Raw genomic sequence first — 17,665 nt, 5'->3', positions numbered from 1 at the left:
AGCAAATGAACATCGAAGAATTCAGACAGTTTTGCATTTCTAAAAAGGGAGTTACCGAGGAATTTCCTTTTGATGAACAAACATTGGTATTTAAAGTCATGGGCAAAATGTTTGCATTATCTGGCCTAGAAAGAGTGCCATCGCAGGTAAATCTAAAGTGCGACCCAGAAAGGGCCATTGCACTTCGAGAAGAACATGATGGTACCATCATTGCTGGTTATCATATGAGTAAAGTGCATTGGAATACCCTTATGATAGAACAGCTTCCCCCAAAATTGATATTGGAATTGGTAGATCACTCTTACGATTTGGTAGTTTCAAAATTTACTAAAAAGTTAAAGGTCGAATTCGACAGTTTAGGCTAGAGGAATGAAGAGCCAGCTAGAAATTATTATTCACAATCTCAAAGAATCCTTTGACGGAAAACCTTGGTACGGCATTCCGGTAATGGAAAAGTTGAATGCAGTTCCATGGCAAATAGTTAATGATAAAGTTTATGGAGACAAATCCATTGCGGTTCTAGTGCAACACATAATCAACTGGCGAATTTTTGTTTGGAAAAAGTTAGAGGGCGATTCGGTTTACAATATCATTATCGACGGCGAAAATGACTGGGATAACATCTACATCAACAATGAAGAAGAATGGAACACCTTGAAAAATACACTTCAAAAAACTCAAGATAAATTACTACAAATCTTAGATAAGAAGACTGACCAGTTATTAGAGGAGCAAGTGCCGGGAAAAGCATATGCTTTTGGACCGATTCTCACGAGCATTGCCCAACACGACATCTACCATTTAGGCCAAATTGCGATGCTAAATTCATCGAAGCAGAGCTAGGCAAGAATACATATCTTTGCGCGACAGAAATTGTATGACTCCTATGCAGGATTTAGCATCTTTTTATCAAAATCAAATTAAAAAGCATACCGACGCCCTAGGCCAGGTCAGAAAATTATTGGCCGCTTCAAGTACAATTCGCTTGTTGGTTTTTATCATCACCGCCTTTGCCATTTATGTATTGTTTGACAACACGAAAATGGTACTTGCCGTAACCGTAATTGGTATCGTCCTCTTTCTATTTCTGGTTTCCCGTCATACCGATTTGCAATACAGAAGAGATACCTTGTTGGCGTTAATACGAATCAATGAGACGGAAGTTAAGGTATTGAATAGAGATTTTCATCAGCTTTCAACAGGAAATGAGTTCAAAGACCCCGCCCACTATTTCAGTCAAGATATTGATCTGTTCGGAAGAGGTTCTTTTTACCAATATAGCAATCGAACGACCTTAGTGCAGGGAAGCGAAACCTTAGCGCAATTGTTTGTCGAGAATTCGATTGAAAACATTTCTCAAAAACAGGAAGCTATTCAAGAGCTTTCAAAGGTGCCAGAGTGGCGACAAGAATTCTCTGCCATCGCATCCTTGACGAAGACGCAAACGACCAATACGGTAATACAAAAATGGTTAGAAAACTACCAGTCTTTTGTGCCTTCAATGATGAAATATCTGCCTCTGGTTTTTTCTATTGTTTCGGTGGTTTCTTTTGTGTTGTACTTTTTTGGATACATTCCTGCATTTGTCTTAATTCTATTGTTAGTCTTGGGTTTTGGTATCTCCGGAATTTTTACCAAAAAAATTACCAAACTCGGTGCCGCTAGTTCGAATGCGCAGTCTACATTTGAGCAGTATAACAAGCTGTTGCTGATTATTGAACAAACTGATTTTAATTCCGCCTTATTAAAAACAAAAAAACAACAGATTATTCGTGAGGGCAAGAAGACTTCCACTATATTAAAAGAGTTTTCAAGACTTTTGGGTAACCTTGATCAAAACAACAATGTATTCTATCTTATCTTCGGAAACGGTTATTTTTTGAGAGGTCTGGCCACCAGTTATCAAATTGAACAATGGATTGCTAAACACGGGGAATCTGCTAAAGAATGGTTTGAGGTAATTGCGTTCTTTGATGCTTATATCAGTTTGGGAACATTCGCATTCAATCATCCGAAGTATACGTTTCCTGTTTTAGCTGATGATACTATCATTTTGAAATCGAAAGACGCCGGGCATCCACTGCTACATCCAGAAAAGAGCGTTTTAAATGATTTTCAGATTGATAAGGAGCAATTTTTTATCATTACCGGGGCCAATATGGCGGGTAAAAGCACTTTTTTACGTACTGTTTCCTTACAGCTTGTAATGGCAAATGTGGGACTCCCAATTTGCGCTAGTGCTGCAACATATAATCCCATTAAATTGATTACGAGCATGCGCACGACCGATTCGCTAACCGATGATGAATCGTACTTCTTTTCCGAATTAAAGCGCTTGAAGTTTATTGTTGATGAAATTCAGAAAGATCGTTTCTTTATTGTTCTTGATGAGATTTTAAAAGGAACAAATAGCACTGATAAGGCGAAAGGATCTCGAAAGTTTGTAGAAAAGTTGGTGGCTTCCAAATCTACTGGAATTATTGCCACTCATGATTTAAGTCTTTGTGAGGTGGCCAATGATCTTACAGCGATCGAAAACCATTATTTTGATGCTGAGATTATCGACAACGAATTGCATTTTGATTATAAATTCAAGGATGGTATTTGCCAGAATATGAATGCTTCTTTTTTGTTGAAGAAGATGCAAATTGTCGAATGATGTAGTGATACCTTATTTCTTTCTATTGAATACCATAAAAAGTAGGGCTAGTGCGATAAGCCCTGCAGTAGATGTTGCGCCAATGATAATAGGATCTATAGTACAGGCTAACCAAGAATAAGGCTCAGGTAAATCTCTTAAAAAAGTACCCCAAACAATAATTACAATACTAAAGAGTACAGTAAGTATTCCTTGAAGTTTGCTAATCTTCACATTATAAATTGCAAGAAGAAACAAACCCAAAATTCCCCCACCGAATATACCTGATATTTGCCACCATACATCTAAGGCACTTTTAGCCTTAATCATCAACAGGGCAAATGTTATACCTAAAATACCCCAGAAAATAGTGGACCACCGAAGAACCGTAAGACTGCGTTTTTTTGACGACCCCGCAAAGAAATATTTCTTATAAAAATCGAGATAAAACACGGTTGCAGAACTATTGAGGGCTGAATCGACCGTGCTCATTGATGCTGCCATTATGGCCGCAATCATCAATCCCTTGATACCTATTGGAAGTTCGGTAGCGATAAAAAAAGGAAATACTTCGTCGCCTTTGGTTATACTTTCGTTTAGCAGGTGAGCATCGCCACTATAGTAAGAAAACAAAGCCGTGCCAATAAAAAGAAAAATGGCCGTTAAAGGCAAATATATGAGCATCGCGATCCAGACTGATTTTTTGGCCTCTCTTTCTGTTGCCACCGAGCTGTATTTCTGGGTGTAGTTTTGATCTGCCATCAGATTGCGAACATTTTCTGTTAGCCCGTAGATAACCATAACCCAGATGGTTCTGCTGCTCAAGGAGAAATCTGGGTCTCCTAGACTAAATTTGTTGTTGTCAAAAGCTTTTTGAATCAAATTATCTGGCTGGGCCAAAACTTCATCCATTAAGACGTATCCAACGAAAAATATACCCCCAATCATGATGATAGATTGCATAACATCGGTCCATATTACGGCTTCCATTCCTCCCATTAAGGTGTAAATAATGGTAATGGCACCAACAATCACAATTAGAGTGCTGATTTCGGTATGAACAAATGAAGATAGCAGTAGCGAAGAAAGGTACAAGATTACGGCTACCCTTCCGACCATAAATAACAGAAAGGAAAATGCTGCATAAATGCGACCCCATCCACCAAGCTTTTCTTCCAAATAACTATAGACTGAGATTATTTTATGCTTCCGGTAGTGGGGGATTACGTATTTGGTGACGAACCAAGTTACGGGTATAGCGGTAAGCGCAAAAATTAAAGGATGCCAGTTGTCATCAAACGCCTTTCCCGGAACCGCAATATAGGATATGCTGCTGGTATATGTACTCATAACTGCAATACCCGCTGCCCAGGAGGGAATGCCTCTTCCTGCTACCATAAATTGTTCTGAGGTGTTGCTCTTTCTATAAAAATAAACACCCATCCCTAGAAGGAATAGGCCGTATATTATTATGATGCCTACATCAATAGAGCTTAAATCATAGTTCATTTAATGGTGTATTCATCCTTATATGAGAATTCTTCCAAATATCGTATTATCTGATTTCGTTCAGTGCTATTAAATTGTCCAATGGGTGGAGCAGCATAATCATTGCAAATTCCCATAACCGATAAGGTGCATTTAGTACCTTTTACATATTTAGATTCCTGCTTTCCAACATTATAAATAGTATTGCTAATCCAGTTCACCCTTTCCAAATGTCTAGCAACTGCGTCGCGGTCATTTGCTATACAAGCATCATACAAAGCTACGAACAACTTAGGGAAAAAATTCGCACCTCCGGCTACCGCTCCGCAACCACCTTTCTGCATCATTTCAGGTAAAAGGGCTTCGTTTCCTGTAATTATTGAAAACGACGGGTCATCTCGAAATTCTTGCAACAAAGAAAGTAGATAGGCACGATTACCCGAGCTATCTTTAATACCAATAGCACCCAGCGCTTTGGCCTTTTTAACCGTTTCTATGGCAAGATGTATTTTAGTGCAGCTTGGCATATTGTAGATTAAAAACGGTAACGGTAAGCGTGGTGCCAGCGCTACAAGATATTCTTGAAACTCTTCTTGTGAGATAGGAAAATAATAGGGCGATGCAAGTACTACATAATCAGCGCCAGCCTCTTTCGCATGCTGGGCAAGGGCTAAGGTCTCTTTGAACGAAGTGTCTGTTATACAAACCAGTGTAGGAACTCTTTTGTTAATAACAGTGCAAGCTTCTGAGACAATTTGTTTTCTAAGCCCATGGTCTAAACTGGGTCCTTCACCCGTAGTACCCAACAAGAAGATACCGTGAACACCACCACGCAATAAATAGGTAATTAGTCTTTTGTGCGCGTGAGTGTCCAAATCACCATTTTCGCGAAGAGGCGTGACCATTGGAGGGATAATTCCATGTAGAGACGGATTCATCTTTGTAGATTCAATTCCTATAAATAAAGGGAAAATGCTTGTGTTGCGCCACTAGAATTTTACATCTTATGCATCATATTTTACCCTTTTCTATGCATTTAATTCGTACATTAAGGTATTGCTGTCAAAATAAATGTGAATGGAGTTTGTTTTTGAGAAAATACATGTGCCCAACAAGCACTCTTTCATTTCAAGAAAATTGCCCTTGAAATCTAATGATAGTATACATTCTCATAAAAATTTCGAACTCAATTATATTTGGTCAGGATCAGGTCGAAGAATAGTGGGTGATAATATTTCAGGTTTTGAGAAAGGTGATCTGGTATTATTGGGCCCCGACCTACCCCATTGCTGGGAGGTGCTGCAGGATGAAGTTCCTCTAAATCCAACTTGCATAGTTACCCATTTTTCTGAGAATATTGTTGGTTCAGACTTTTTCAAAATGCCAGAGTTGGAAAAAGTTGTTGAACTCTTGAAACAATCGAAACAAGGGCTGCGTTTTAAGGTGCAAGATGACAGTCTAATAAGTCAAATCCTCGAAAAAATGACCACATTAGAAGGGCTTGCATACTATATTGAATTGCTTAAAGTATTCCATTTACTGCTTCAAGTCGAAGACCGTGAAAAGTTATCTAACCCTATAGGCTACAATGTTGTATTTTCGAAAAACCTTGAGAAAATCAATAAGGTTTATGAATATGTTTTTCAGAATATACAAGAAGGTGTGCGCTTAGAGGAAGCATCAACACTATTGAATATGGCACCAAGTTCATTTTGTCGTTTTTTCAAAAAGAAGACCGATTTGACATTTATGGAATATGTGAAAAGAGTAAGAGTTGGCATAGCGGCTAAACTTCTTGCCGAAACTGATAAGCAAATTACCCAAATATGTTATGAGAGTGGTTATAACAATTTGGCTAACTTTAACTACTATTTTAAGCATATAATGGGGGTGACCCCATCGAATTATAGAAAAAGTTTTGAATAAGTCGCTGAAGCCTTAAAACCAACCAAAAATGAAATTAAAAGTCCTGTTGTGTTCTATTATTTTAGCGGTTTTTTCATCGAAAGCACAGGAAAAAGAGGTTCCAAAGATTCATACTATAGATCACCCGGCGGTTATTTCGGAAGAATTCATTTACAAACTTGAAGATGCGCCGACATTAGAATGTCATGCATCTACTGTTGAGGCTAGTGGTCATGTTATGGTTGCGGCCTGGTTTGGTGGTACCAAGGAGAAGAACAAAGACGTGGGTATTTGGGTTTCTCGAAAAACAAACACATCCTGGTCCGTACCCGTGGAGGTGGCAAATGGAATACAAAAAGATGGTTCGCGATACCCGTGCTGGAATCCAGTACTTTTTAAACCCAAGGATCAACCGCTACATTTGTTTTACAAAGTAGGACCAAGTCCACGCGAATGGTGGGGGCTCTATATCACTTCAATTGATGATGGGGAGACCTGGTCAGATCCAGTTAAACTTCCCGAGGGCATTTTAGGTCCTATAAAAAATCAACCGATTCAATTATCCGACGGTACAATTCTTTCGCCCTCAAGCACTGAAAGCAAAACGGATGGGTGGAGAATACATCTGGAATCTAGTAACGATTTAGGCCAAACATGGACGAAAACAGAAGCCTTAAACGACACCAAAGCATTTGGGGCCATACAACCGCTAATTTTGAATTACGGGCATGGTAAACTACAGTTGCTAAGTCGAACAAAGAATAGTGTTGTGTCACAAAATTGGTCTGAAGACTATGGCAAAACTTGGAGTGAGATGAGCGCCACGGCGCTTTCGAATCCGAATTCCGGTATTGACGGGGTCTCCCTCAAGGATGGAAGGCAGTTATTGATCTACAATCCTACCAAAAGAAACTGGGGAGACCGAGTGCCATTAAGTGTTGCTATAGCAACAGATGGTGAAGACTGGAATCGCGTGTTCGATTTAGAACCATTAAGAGAAACGACTGATAAAAAGGAGGAAGAGTATTCTTATCCAACGGTAATACAAACTCAAAACAACCAAGTACATATCGTTTATACCTGGAATAGGAAAACAGTTAAATACGTAATTCTTGATCCAGATAAACTTTAATGAATACCAATAAGATCCCCCAATGGATTCACTAACACAAATCGTACTAGGCGCCGCCGTTGGTGAAGCCGTTTTAGGGAGGAAAGTAGGGAATAAAGCAATGCTTTACGGTGCGATTGCAGGTACCATTCCCGATTTGGATGTTTTGGCAAGGTATTTTGTTGATACCGTTACGGCTACCGAATGGCATCGTGGTTTTAGTCACTCCGTTTTTTTTTCGATCTTGTTTGCGCCCATTTTTGGATGGCTGATTTGGAAAATTAATCCGAAGTCAACAGCTACTTTTAAAGACTGGTCTTGGCTGATGTTCTGGGGCCTTTTTACGCATCCTATATTAGATGCTTTTACCACTTGGGGCACGCAGCTTTTTTGGCCATTAAAGATGCGCTTGGCCTTTCAGAGTATTTTTGTAATCGACCCTTTGTATACCTTACCTTTTTTGGTGTTTTTGATTTTAGCAATGGGTCAAAAACGAACTTCACCCAAACGTAGAAAATACAATCAATGGGGAATCTTAGTGAGCAGCAGCTATTTGCTCATCACCTTACTTTTAAAGGGAGTAGCTTATAAACAGTTAAAAAACGGGCTCATAACGCAGGGCATCACCTACAAAGAAATGGATATTCGCCCCACCCCATTTAATACACTATTGTGGACGGCGAATGTTGATACCAAGGACGCGTATTTGATAGGGAATTATTCTTTTTTTGACTCAAAACCAATTGCATTTTCATCCTATCCAAAAAATCATGAGTTATTGGGAAGTTTAGCAACAAAGGACAAGGTTGTTCGTCTCATAGCTATCACCGAAGGATGGTTTACGCTTTCTCAAGAGAACGAAAAATTGCTTTTCAATGATCTTCGGTTTGGTTTGTTAAGTCTAAAACCAAATGAGACTAAATTTGCGTTCACCTATGAGCTGAAGAATACGGAACACGGACTCGAGGTTGTGGAGGCGCCTAAAACACCATCGGATGCGGAAGGGCTTTTTGAGAGCTTATGGAATAGAATATGGGGAAATTAAAGAATAAAAGAAAATGAATAGATCCTTGGTATTTGCTCTGGGTGTCTTAGGAGCCCTATTATTTGTCATATCCAGTATTTTGGGAGGTTTATGGATAGATGGTTACAGTTTTGTTGGCCAATACATTAGCGAAAGTTTTGCCACCGGCGTGTCAAATGCGGAATACTTACGCTTTATGTATATAGCTAGCGGAATATTATTGTTTGTATTTAGCCTACTGACGCCCAATTTTTTTCCAAAATCAAAAGGTGGTCAAATTGGCTTTTTGGTGTTTGGAATTCTTTACGGATTGGGGAATGTTACTGTGGCCTTGTTTCCTTGTGATGAAGGCTGTCCTATGGGGATGGAAGATTCTAGCTTTGCTCAAATAGTTCATAATACTTCTGCCTTTTTCACTTATTTGATAATCCCTTTCTGTTTAATGGGAATTGGATTTTCATTAAGAAGTACACTAAAGGGCGAGAGTTTTCCAATGATCTCCATAATTTGTGGAGCTATCGCTTTTGCTTTTGTTGTACTTTTATTCGGAAACCCAACCGGTTCGTTCATTGGTTTGTTTCAAAGAATTATAGAGGGTAGCATCCTTTTTTGGGTGATCTATACTAGCTTTTATATCCGAAGAACAAATAATAATTAGTTTTTATGAAGAATTATTTTATTGCTTTTCTAGTCGGTTTATGCATTTGCTGTACTGATAAGGAAAAAGAGACCACCTTGATTAGCTACCAACAATGGCATACCATTACATTGCCTTTTGAAGGCCCTAATACGAGTGAGAACGCTGATGAAAACCCTTTTTTAAATTACAGATTGATTGTTGAGTTTGAGCATGAAGAAACCAAATATGTTGTACGAGGATTTTATGCTGCCGATGGCAATGCCGCGGAGACAAGTGCAGAATCGGGAGCTGTTTGGCAGGTGCATTTTACACCAGATCGTACAGGAGCGTGGAGGTATAAGGCACAATTACATCAAGGTGAAGAAATTGCATTAAAGGATGATACCATTGCCGGAAACGCATTGGCAATAACAAATGCTTCCGGAGAATTTATGGTAATCCCGTCAGATAAAAAAGGAGCTGACTTTCGTGCGCATGGGCGTCTTGCAAACGACCAAGGCTACTTTCGATTTCAAGGTTCCGGTAAATATTGGATAAAGGGTGGGGCAGATAGCCCTGAAAATTTGTTGGCTTACGAAGATTTTGATGGTACCTATCGTATGCAAAGTTCAAATGAAGATGGTGAAGCAAAAACCAATGATACCATACATAGTTATGCACCACATCTGGCAGATTGGCAAGAAGGTGACCCTACTTGGCAAAATGGTAAGGGAAAAGGCCTAATTGGTGCAATGAACTATCTAGCCTCCAAAGGTATGAACGTTGTTTACTTTTTAACACTCAACATCAAGGGCGATGGTAAGGATGTATGGCCGTATGCAGCTACGGATGACTTTACACGTTTTGACATAAGTAAGTTGGCACAGTGGGAAGTGGTTTTTCAACACATGCAATCGAAAGGCATATTGTTGCACATGGTTTTGCAGGAAACCGAGAACGAGACCATGCTCGATGAGGGCGATACGGGACCGATGCGACAATTATATCTAAGAGAAATGATGGCACGCTTCGGGCATCACTTGGCAATGAACTTTAATTTAGGTGAGGAAAACGGGTTTGCAGAATTTAGTCCGATATCGCAAAATGATGCGCAACGAAAAGCGATGACCGACTTTCTTACCAAAATTGACCCATACAATCATCCCATCTTGTTGCACACACATTCGCATGAACCGTATCGCGCATACATACTTGATTCTATTGTAGGTTTTAAGAACCTCGATGGACTCTCCCTGCAGGTTGACAAGCGCGAGGGGGCGGCAGCAGTTTTAGAAACCTGGAAAACCAAAGCCCATGAGTCGGGCCATGAATGGATGATTACCATGGATGAGATTGGTATGTGGCATACGGGTGCGCAATCTGATTCGATAACCCCGCATCACGATACCTTAAGACAGTATGTGTTATGGGGTACCTTATTGTCTGGCGGGGCAGGTGTGGAGTGGTATTTTGGTGCCAGAAATCGGTACAACGATTTAAATACCGAAGATTGGCGTACGAGAGATCGGTTATGGGAACTCACAGGGTATGCTATGGACTTTTTTCAACAACACCTACCCTATTGGGAAATGAGCCCGGCGCATCATCTGGTCAATGCCGAAGGAGCCTATTGTTTTCAAAAACCAGAAGAAGTATATGCCATTTACTTTCCGAAAGATCATGCGTTGAATCTACCGAACTCGAAAAGATATTCGATTAACCTAGCCACCCACGGAGATACACAGTATCAGGTAAGGTGGTATGATCCCTTAAATGGGGGCGATTTGAAGACCGGCTCTTTAAAGACGACTGATAATTCTGAAGGCAATGTTACATCATTGGGTAATCCGCCCTCTAGTGAGGAACAAGATTGGGTGGCCTTAGTGAAGCGGATAGCACACTAACAGTGCTCATGTTGACCCTTATGAGAATCTTGTCGTGCTATTGAAATCTGAAAAATGCTAACGACCGTTAGTGTATTGATAATCAAGGTCTAGCGCTATCAAAGGCTTCTTACCTGTATATCGTGAAAGGCATCTGCCTGCAATTTTAGGAGTTCTTCCGCTTTTTGTTTTTTATAAGCATAGACCTCTTCTTCCGCTGCAATTTCACCGTAAATCTTTTCGTTCAGTGAAGTGTCTGTATGCAATACTTGCTCGCGTTGTTGTACTTTTTGCACTACCCAGGTTTTGATAGCACTTTCTTCATCTTCCAATTTCAAGTCATATGCACCTTTAGGCGCTAAAAGCTTAGCAATAATAGGCGAGGTTTCGATGGCCAAAAACAGTAAAAAAATAAAAAATGAAGGCAACCAAGGTAGCTTTTCCAAAGCATTGATACGGGCCATGAGTCCGTCGAAGCCGTCTATGATGGGTTGGGAATTTTTCACTATATCAGCGTACTCGGTGTTCAAGGCCGCGATTTGGCTTTCGATCCCTGAGATTTTTGCTGCATTGGCTTCTTTAAGCTGTTTTAACTCGGCTAGGGCAGCGTCATGCTTCTCACGTTTTTCAGCATAAACAGGACCCTTTCCCAATAACATAGTGCCAGAGGTGCCCTCTGCTTCTGTGATATAGGTATCGTACAAAGCATTGGTTTCCGCCTCTTGGTCTACAATTTCCGCCTTTAGTACAGCAATGTCTTGATTTAATTTTTCCACTGCAGGCGTATACTGTAATGCCAATTGCTCCTTGTTGGCTAGGGTCATCGCATTCTTTTCTTCCAACAATACCTGATTGATTTCCTTTTCGAAAATCTTCATTTCCAAGGGTTTTGAAATGACTATGGCAATAATTACTGCTAATGCGATTCTTGGCGTGGCTTGCAAGAGCTCGCTGCTAAAACTATTTCTTTTTTTGATTGTTGAAACGATAAATCGATCGAGGTTGAAAATTAACAATCCCCAGATCAAGCCAAAGAAAATAGCAGCAACGATATTGTCGAAAACGGTGTAAAGCGCATAACTACTGGCAATGAATGCCATAACGGCCGTAAAAAACACTGTCGCGCCAATACCGGCATATTTGTTTTGTTCTCCTTCGGAACAGGTTTTTAAGATGGAAGAATCTGATCCAGAGCAGAGAATAAAGAAGTTTTGTAACATGATGTCGTTTTTTAGATCGCGCTGTAGGCGTGAAAGGTTGATGAATGATAATGCTAAAGTACAGTGTCAACCTGAGCATAGTCGAGAGGATTTAGGTTGGTTCTTGACGGTACTCAATCTGACTCTTGATTGCTATTAGAACGCAAACTAGGGGTTTTTGTTACAAAAAAAGCCCTCTAAATGAAGGCTTTAACATTGGTTTGTGATTAAGCTTAAATACTATCAAATGATTATTATGCCTTACTCCAAAAGTATACTCTGGGTTTCCCTTGTTTTGGTCGAATGGTGTTTACGCGTTCGATAAGACTATTTTTGGTAAGCCATAAGGCTTTCTCAGTTGTAATAGGGCTATCATTGTGATAAAAGAGTGCATCTTTGGCTATCATCTCTGTCAAGTCAATTGCAGCATTTGGATTTCTGTTTCGGTTTATATTTTGATTGTTAAATGCTTTCAAATCTGTGAGTTGAATGATATAACTTCCATCATTGTACGCCTTACTACTTACTTGAATTGAAGTGTTGTTGGTTAAAAGTCGATTGGCTTCGACAGAGGAAATTGGCCTGTCATTGAAATAGAATTTCGGATTGGTCTCAGAATTCTTTTTCAAAACCTTTCCGTTTTTATTTACCTGTTGCCCATTAGCATTAAAATAGGAAGTTACACCATCCTTTTTACTGTAGAAGCCCTGGTCGCCATTAATCTCTATGTTTCCTGTTTCAATAGATGTAGGAACGCCAGATCTATTGAGATAAATAGGTTCTTTAGAAATTTTCACTTTAGGTTTTTTAGACCGCTTTCCACTGCTTTGAATATTCAGATCTTGGTTGTTTTTTAAAAGTTCAATCGCCTTATCTGAAGTTATCTGTTGTCCTTCGTAGTAAAAAGTAGCTCCTAATTTGGCCATGTCAATGATATGGTCAAGTGGCGATTTAGGTGGCGGCGGTGCAACTGGGTTTTTCAATTCAACAGGCGCCTCAAACCCCATATTTTCTTCAACTTCTGCGACTTCCTCCACTTCTTCAAGCGCAACCGCTTCTTCAACTTCGGCGACTTCCTCTAATTCAATCTCTTGTGGAGAGGGTGGCGATGGCGGAATAGTACGCTTGTTCGCGTTTTTTGGCTTTGGTGCTTTTTGTTCTTTTAGTGCTGGGGGTGGGTCTGGGAATTCTGGAAAGGGTTCTGCGTCTGCTTTTTGTTTGGCAGACATCAATCCATAAATATATTCCATTCGCTCCACATCGTTCATTTGAATTCGAATACTCTTGCCTTCGTAAAGCATTTTGTTGTATTTTTTGGCCAAGGTAGTGTACTCAGCCATTAACTTTCGCGAAGCTCCGTCTTGGATGTTCTTGGGAAGACATTCAGGAAATGGTTGTGCATTTTCTTTTTGTACAGCACTCATTTTTTTGAAAATAGCTTCCAATACCTTAAGATCATCTAATGGTATTTTCCGCTGTTCTATGGCAATGGCATTGTATTTTGTAGCAAGCTTAGAGTAGTTAACCAACTCTTGATCGGAAGCTTTTTCCTGCATTGCACTATTGTTAATTGGAGTGCTAACTTCTATTAATTTGGTTTCGCTAAACGCCAAGAGCAGCACGGCAAGTAGCGGTAGTAGTAATAAACTCCTTAGAAAAACAGCTTTTTTCGATGTGTGTGTTTTCATGATGGTAAATCGTTTTTTGATTGATGAATAATTGATGGCATTGGCCAACTTTGACTGATACTTGTTCTGACTGTCGGGTGATAAGTACGACAGCAATGTATTTTGATAAGTAGTTTTATCAATGTTTTTATTAAGCACGGCTTGATCGGCTAAGAATTCATGATTTAACTTTATGGCCTTTTTAAATAGATATACTAAGGGGTTGAACCAAAAAATAACTTGTAGCAACTCGATAAAAACAACATCTAAACTGTGTTTTTGACGGGCATGAGTTTCTTCATGAAGCAGTACCTCCTGCGGTATTTCGTTGGCTTCAAATTTCTTTTTATTCAAGAAGATATATTTAAAAAAAGTATGCGGAGGAAAATTCTCTTTTATTAGTACTTGAATAAAGCTTGAGGATTTTTGCGTATGATTTTGCTGTACTCTGCGAAAAATCTGAAAAAGGTTTCTAATAAACCGCAAGCCGAAGAATAAGAATCCGCAGATATAAATAGTCCAAAGAATCGGTGCCACATCCAAAACATCATTTTCTAGAGCCACAGGTACTCCAATGTAATCATAATCCGTAGCGGGTAGCGATTGCACTTCGGCATAGGCAATAGGTTCTACCACAACATATTCTGTAAACACAAGGGCGGGTATCATTAATGAAGCTCCAAGTGCTAAAAGCAGATAGAAGCGCTTAAAAACATGCATGTTTTCTCGCTCCAAAAGGAGTTTGTAAAAGCCAAAGAAAATAGCCATACATGCCGCTGATTTGATAATGTAAATAAGCATGATTACTTCTTTTTGATTTCGTTATCTATTAAGGCCTTCAATTCGTGCAATTCCGCTTTACTTAAATTGGTTTCCTTGGTAAAAAAGGAAGCAAATTGCCCCGGACTATCATTGAAAAAGTTCTTGATGAGCCCGTTTACATGCTTTGAAAAATAGTCTTTCTTTCTTACCAGTGGAAAATACTCTCGAGACCTTCCAAAAGCTTTGTAATTCACAAAACCCTTATCGGTCATACGTTTTAAAAGGGTAGCAACCGTTGTGGTAGCGGGTTTGGGATCTGGGTAAGCATCTAACAAATCTTTCATGAAAGCTTTCTTTTTCTTCCAGATAATGTTCATGAGTTCTTCTTCCGATTTTGACAGCTGCATATGCTACGTTTTTGGCCCTGAGGTTTCAGGATTGTTCTACAAACATAGAATAAATTTTTTAATTCTACAAATGTAGAATATAAAAATATGCTTTAGCCATATAAGAATATAGGACTGCGCTATGAAATTTTTACTTGCTAAGTTCTTTTGAACTGGCCAAAATTGAGATTAGGGCGGAGAATAGTCCAATAACCAAAAGTAGGTTGCCGTTTAGCATGCCAAGTTCCCAGTTAAGAATTTTAAATAAAGAGGCCATCACAATGTAAACGGTGGCCAAATCGGCAAGGATAAACGATAGGTTCTCTCGATCAAAATTGCCAAGTAAAAGACCAGTGTTCTGAGTGATATCTTGAAAGGATAGAATGATTTTTTTAATATAAAGTATAAGAAAAGCTATGAGCGCCAACTTGGTTATCAAAGTAAGCACATTTACATAGGGCAAAGCAAAAAGGTCGAAGGCATAATTGGCTGAAAAGGAAATTATAAGCAGTAGTCTTGTATAATCGAGGGGTACTCTTTGCTCTTTTTGATAAACTTGAATGCTGAGAAAAGTCACCATGCCAGCGGCTCCGAGAATTATTAAGATTACGGGCATAAATTTAAAAAGTGCGCTAAATACAGTAACGGAAATACTCAGCCTGAAAAACAGGGCCGTTTTTTCTTTTGAAATCGACATGGAACATTATTTTGCATAGTAGGTCAGTCAAGAACGAATAAAAATAACTTCTAGTACTGCAAATGCGAATAATACGACCAACGGTCATTAATAAGCTATAAAGCGATAAGTTTGCACTGATGAAAAATAGCAAATGAGTTTATTTGAGCAATTAAAAGATAGAAGTAGATCACAATGCGAACTCTGTTCAGCGACAGATAATCTAAAAGTTTATGAAGTGCCCCCAGTATCAAAAGGCGGAATGGATGGAAGCCTTTTTGGCTGTGAAACATGTATTGGTCAAATTGAAAACCCCGATACAACTGACCCCAATCACTGGCGCTGCCTGAATGATTGTATGTGGAGTGAATACGATGCTGTTAAAGTTGTGGCCTGGCGAATGCTTTCTCGATTGAGGTCTGAAGGTTGGTCTCAAGACCTTCTCGATATGATGTATTTAGAGAATGAAACTTTAGAATGGGCCCAAGCCACCGGTGAAGGTGTAGCGGAGGGAGAGAAAATAATACATCGTGATGTAAATGGCGTAGTGCTCCAAAATGGAGATAGTGTTGTTCTTATTAAGGATTTGAAAGTAAAAGGCTCTAGTCTGGTTGCTAAGCAGGGTACCGCTGTACGCAGAATTTCTTTAGATCGTGAAAATGCCGAATACATTGAGGGCAAAGTTGGCCCAACACAAATTGTAATCATCACGAAGTACGTGAAGAAGATATAAATTTCGAGACATGAGACCAAACTTTATTTTTCACGGTCATGTTGCTAGCTTTTAAAAGCGAAGCGATCTTGATTCTTTTTAGGAATTCATCTCCTTAAAATACTGATAGAAATATGGAATCGTCTCAATACCTTTCAAGTAATTCCATACGCCAAAATGTTCATTAGGAGAGTGAATAGCATCACTATCCAATCCGAAGCCCATAAGAATTGTTTTGCTTTCTAACTCTTTTTCAAATAGTGCTACTATGGGTATGCTCCCACCGCTACGTTGCGGAATAGGTTTTTTTCCAAAGGTGGTTTCGTAGGCTTTAGAAGCTGCTCGATAACCTATAGTATTTATAGGTGTAACATAACCTTGTCCGCCATGATGAGGTGTCACTTTGACCTTTACCCCTTTGGGGGCGATATTTTCAAAATGGGACTTGAATAGCGCTGTGATTTCTTCCCAATCTTGGTTCGGAACCAAACGCATTGAGATTTTGGCGAATGCCTGGCTTGCGATTACGGTTTTGGCCCCTTCACCAATATAGCCCCCCCAGATGCCATTCACATCTAAGGTAGGGCGAATTGAATTTCGTTCGTTGGTTGTATATCCTTCCTCTCCGTAAACGGAAGTTATGTCTAGGGCATCTTGATAATCTTCCAAAGAAAATGGTGCTTTGGCCATTTCAGCGCGTTCCTCGAGAGAGAGTTGCTCTACTTTGTCATAGAACCCGGGAATTGTAATATGATTATTTTCGTCATGAAGACTAGCAATCATTTTGGTTAATATATTAATCGGGTTAGCAACAGCCCCGCCATAGAGTCCCGAATGTAAATCTCGATTTGGTCCTGTTACTTCAACCTCAACATAACTCAATCCGCGTAATCCTGTTGTGATAGAAGGTACATCGTTGGCAATCATTCCGGTATCGGAGATCAGGATAATATCGTTCGCTAATTTCTTCTTGTTGTTGGCTACATAGATACTTAAATTGTCACTGCCTACTTCTTCCTCTCCCTCAATCATAAATTTTACATTGCAAGGCAATTGATTCGTTTGCACCATATACTCCAAAGCTTTTACATGCATGAACAATTGCCCCTTGTCATCGCATGAGCCCCGTGCAAAAATCGCACCTTCTGGATGTACCTCGGTTTTTTTTATTACGGGCTGATAGGGCGGTGAATCCCATAATTCCAGAGGGTCAGCAGGTTGTACATCATAATGGCCATAAACCAGAACTGTTGGAAGGTTCGGGGCGATAATTTTTTCACCGTATACAATGGGATAACCATCAGTTTCATGAATTTCTGCAATATCACAGCCTGCTTTTAGAAGAGATGCTTTAATAGCTTGAGAGGCATCCAATACATCTTGTGAAAAAGCTGGATCTGCGCTTACTGATGGAATTTTCAGTAATTCGATGAGTTCGTTGATAAAACGTTCTTTGTTTTGGGCAATGTAATCCTTCGGGTCTTTCATGTATTTTAATATATCTAAAATCTAAATTAAGAAAAAGAACTTTTTGCTGCGCTACTATTTAGAGAATTGATTTTTTGCTTTATATTTGCACCCCATTATATGGGAAA

16 protein-coding genes are annotated in these 17,665 nt (G+C 39.5%); 9 read left to right on the top strand and 7 right to left on the bottom strand.

Annotated elements, in window-relative coordinates; all coding sequences use genetic code 11:
* Window positions 1–5: 5 nt before the first annotated feature.
* Genes ABJN95_RS01865 through ABJN95_RS01855 form a run of 3 tightly spaced genes read left to right on the top strand, consistent with a single transcriptional unit; the run spans window position 6 to window position 2,659 of the window.
* On the top strand, window positions 6–365 hold the full coding sequence (locus tag ABJN95_RS01865) for an MmcQ/YjbR family DNA-binding protein (RefSeq protein WP_348368289.1): 360 nt from the start codon (window positions 6–8) through the stop codon (window positions 363–365).
* A 4-nt stretch (window positions 366–369) separates the two neighbouring features.
* The gene (locus ABJN95_RS01860) at window positions 370–843 is read left to right on the top strand and encodes a DinB family protein (protein ID WP_348368288.1); all 474 of its coding nucleotides are present in this window, start codon (window positions 370–372) and stop codon (window positions 841–843) included.
* Between the two features lie 43 nt (window positions 844–886).
* Window positions 887–2,659 carry a DNA mismatch repair protein MutS gene (locus tag ABJN95_RS01855; protein WP_348368287.1) on the top strand — a complete coding sequence of 591 codons (1,773 nt, stop codon included), beginning with the start codon at window positions 887–889 and terminating at the stop codon, window positions 2,657–2,659.
* A gap of 12 nt (window positions 2,660–2,671) precedes the next feature.
* On the opposite strand, the gene ABJN95_RS01850 is transcribed toward ABJN95_RS01855, so the two are convergent.
* The gene (locus tag ABJN95_RS01850; RefSeq protein WP_348368286.1) at window positions 2,672–4,147 is read right to left on the bottom strand and encodes a sodium/solute symporter; all 1,476 of its coding nucleotides are present in this window, start codon (window positions 4,145–4,147) and stop codon (window positions 2,672–2,674) included.
* The gene (locus ABJN95_RS01845) at window positions 4,144–5,064 is read right to left on the bottom strand and encodes a dihydrodipicolinate synthase family protein (RefSeq protein WP_348368285.1); all 921 of its coding nucleotides are present in this window, start codon (window positions 5,062–5,064) and stop codon (window positions 4,144–4,146) included. Before ABJN95_RS01845 ends, ABJN95_RS01850 begins: the two co-directional genes overlap by 4 nt.
* 139 nt (window positions 5,065–5,203) lie before the next feature.
* On the opposite strand from ABJN95_RS01845, the gene ABJN95_RS01840 reads away from it, so the two are divergent.
* The 5 genes from ABJN95_RS01840 to ABJN95_RS01820 are packed head-to-tail and all read left to right on the top strand — an operon-like array spanning window position 5,204 to window position 10,689.
* Window positions 5,204–6,052, top strand: a complete 849-nt coding sequence (locus tag ABJN95_RS01840; protein WP_348368284.1) for an AraC family transcriptional regulator — start codon at window positions 5,204–5,206, stop codon at window positions 6,050–6,052.
* 28 nt (window positions 6,053–6,080) lie between these two features.
* Entirely contained in the window at window positions 6,081–7,163 is a 1,083-nt protein-coding gene (locus ABJN95_RS01835; RefSeq protein WP_348368283.1) for a sialidase family protein, read from the top strand.
* A gap of 22 nt (window positions 7,164–7,185) precedes the next feature.
* Window positions 7,186–8,187, top strand: a complete 1,002-nt coding sequence (locus tag ABJN95_RS01830) for a metal-dependent hydrolase (RefSeq protein ID WP_348368282.1) — start codon at window positions 7,186–7,188, stop codon at window positions 8,185–8,187.
* A 13-nt stretch (window positions 8,188–8,200) separates the two neighbouring features.
* Window positions 8,201–8,824 carry a DUF998 domain-containing protein gene (locus ABJN95_RS01825; RefSeq protein WP_348368281.1) on the top strand — a complete coding sequence of 208 codons (624 nt, stop codon included), beginning with the start codon at window positions 8,201–8,203 and terminating at the stop codon, window positions 8,822–8,824.
* 5 nt (window positions 8,825–8,829) lie between these two features.
* On the top strand, window positions 8,830–10,689 hold the full coding sequence (locus ABJN95_RS01820; RefSeq protein ID WP_348368280.1) for a DUF5060 domain-containing protein: 1,860 nt from the start codon (window positions 8,830–8,832) through the stop codon (window positions 10,687–10,689).
* A 98-nt stretch (window positions 10,690–10,787) separates the two neighbouring features.
* Here ABJN95_RS01820 and ABJN95_RS01815 read toward each other — a convergent pair whose 3' ends face one another.
* The 4 genes from ABJN95_RS01815 to ABJN95_RS01800 all read right to left on the bottom strand — a co-directional run bounded on the left by ABJN95_RS01815 (window position 10,788) and on the right by ABJN95_RS01800 (window position 15,379).
* Window positions 10,788–11,888 carry a DUF4407 domain-containing protein gene (locus ABJN95_RS01815; RefSeq protein ID WP_348368279.1) on the bottom strand — a complete coding sequence of 367 codons (1,101 nt, stop codon included), beginning with the start codon at window positions 11,886–11,888 and terminating at the stop codon, window positions 10,788–10,790.
* 233 nt (window positions 11,889–12,121) lie between these two features.
* Window positions 12,122–14,335: a M56 family metallopeptidase gene (locus ABJN95_RS01810; protein WP_348368278.1), complete on the bottom strand. Its 2,214-nt coding sequence runs from the start codon at window positions 14,333–14,335 to the stop codon at window positions 12,122–12,124.
* A 2-nt stretch (window positions 14,336–14,337) separates the two neighbouring features.
* Window positions 14,338–14,703: a BlaI/MecI/CopY family transcriptional regulator gene (locus tag ABJN95_RS01805; protein ID WP_348368277.1), complete on the bottom strand. Its 366-nt coding sequence runs from the start codon at window positions 14,701–14,703 to the stop codon at window positions 14,338–14,340.
* Between the two features lie 130 nt (window positions 14,704–14,833).
* The gene (locus ABJN95_RS01800; RefSeq protein ID WP_348368276.1) at window positions 14,834–15,379 is read right to left on the bottom strand and encodes a hypothetical protein; all 546 of its coding nucleotides are present in this window, start codon (window positions 15,377–15,379) and stop codon (window positions 14,834–14,836) included.
* A gap of 133 nt (window positions 15,380–15,512) precedes the next feature.
* On the opposite strand from ABJN95_RS01800, the gene ABJN95_RS01795 reads away from it, so the two are divergent.
* Window positions 15,513–16,091 (top strand): PhnA domain-containing protein, encoded by a 579-nt coding sequence (locus tag ABJN95_RS01795; RefSeq protein ID WP_348368275.1) that lies wholly within the window; start codon window positions 15,513–15,515, stop codon window positions 16,089–16,091.
* Between the two features lie 78 nt (window positions 16,092–16,169).
* Here the strand turns inward: ABJN95_RS01795 and ABJN95_RS01790 are convergent, their stop codons facing one another.
* On the bottom strand, window positions 16,170–17,558 hold the full coding sequence (locus ABJN95_RS01790; protein ID WP_348368274.1) for a dipeptidase: 1,389 nt from the start codon (window positions 17,556–17,558) through the stop codon (window positions 16,170–16,172).
* Window positions 17,559–17,665: the final 107 nt, after the last annotated feature.

The sequence above is a fragment of the Maribacter sp. genome (genome assembly GCF_039974175.1).
Classification (GTDB): Bacteria; Bacteroidota; Bacteroidia; order Flavobacteriales; family Flavobacteriaceae; genus Maribacter_C.
Note: the sequence above shows the minus strand (reverse complement) of the source record. Positions and strands in the feature narration are given on the sequence as shown.

What these genes read in the sequence shown, in the direction of transcription:
- ABJN95_RS01865 (WP_348368289.1), top strand. Translation starts at nt 6, where the DNA reads ATGAACATCGAAGAATTCAGACAGTTTTGCATTTCTAAAAAGGGAGTT.
- ABJN95_RS01860 (WP_348368288.1), top strand. Translation starts at nt 370, where the DNA reads ATGAAGAGCCAGCTAGAAATTATTATTCACAATCTCAAAGAATCCTTT.
- ABJN95_RS01855 (WP_348368287.1), top strand. Translation starts at nt 887, where the DNA reads ATGCAGGATTTAGCATCTTTTTATCAAAATCAAATTAAAAAGCATACC.
- ABJN95_RS01850 (WP_348368286.1), bottom strand. Translation starts at nt 4,147, where the DNA reads ATGAACTATGATTTAAGCTCTATTGATGTAGGCATCATAATAATATAC.
- ABJN95_RS01845 (WP_348368285.1), bottom strand. Translation starts at nt 5,064, where the DNA reads ATGAATCCGTCTCTACATGGAATTATCCCTCCAATGGTCACGCCTCTT.
- ABJN95_RS01840 (WP_348368284.1), top strand. Translation starts at nt 5,204, where the DNA reads ATGGAGTTTGTTTTTGAGAAAATACATGTGCCCAACAAGCACTCTTTC.
- ABJN95_RS01835 (WP_348368283.1), top strand. Translation starts at nt 6,081, where the DNA reads ATGAAATTAAAAGTCCTGTTGTGTTCTATTATTTTAGCGGTTTTTTCA.
- ABJN95_RS01830 (WP_348368282.1), top strand. Translation starts at nt 7,186, where the DNA reads ATGGATTCACTAACACAAATCGTACTAGGCGCCGCCGTTGGTGAAGCC.
- ABJN95_RS01825 (WP_348368281.1), top strand. Translation starts at nt 8,201, where the DNA reads ATGAATAGATCCTTGGTATTTGCTCTGGGTGTCTTAGGAGCCCTATTA.
- ABJN95_RS01820 (WP_348368280.1), top strand. Translation starts at nt 8,830, where the DNA reads ATGAAGAATTATTTTATTGCTTTTCTAGTCGGTTTATGCATTTGCTGT.
- ABJN95_RS01815 (WP_348368279.1), bottom strand. Translation starts at nt 11,888, where the DNA reads ATGTTACAAAACTTCTTTATTCTCTGCTCTGGATCAGATTCTTCCATC.
- ABJN95_RS01810 (WP_348368278.1), bottom strand. Translation starts at nt 14,335, where the DNA reads ATGCTTATTTACATTATCAAATCAGCGGCATGTATGGCTATTTTCTTT.
- ABJN95_RS01805 (WP_348368277.1), bottom strand. Translation starts at nt 14,703, where the DNA reads ATGCAGCTGTCAAAATCGGAAGAAGAACTCATGAACATTATCTGGAAG.
- ABJN95_RS01800 (WP_348368276.1), bottom strand. Translation starts at nt 15,379, where the DNA reads ATGTCGATTTCAAAAGAAAAAACGGCCCTGTTTTTCAGGCTGAGTATT.
- ABJN95_RS01795 (WP_348368275.1), top strand. Translation starts at nt 15,513, where the DNA reads ATGAGTTTATTTGAGCAATTAAAAGATAGAAGTAGATCACAATGCGAA.
- ABJN95_RS01790 (WP_348368274.1), bottom strand. Translation starts at nt 17,558, where the DNA reads ATGAAAGACCCGAAGGATTACATTGCCCAAAACAAAGAACGTTTTATC.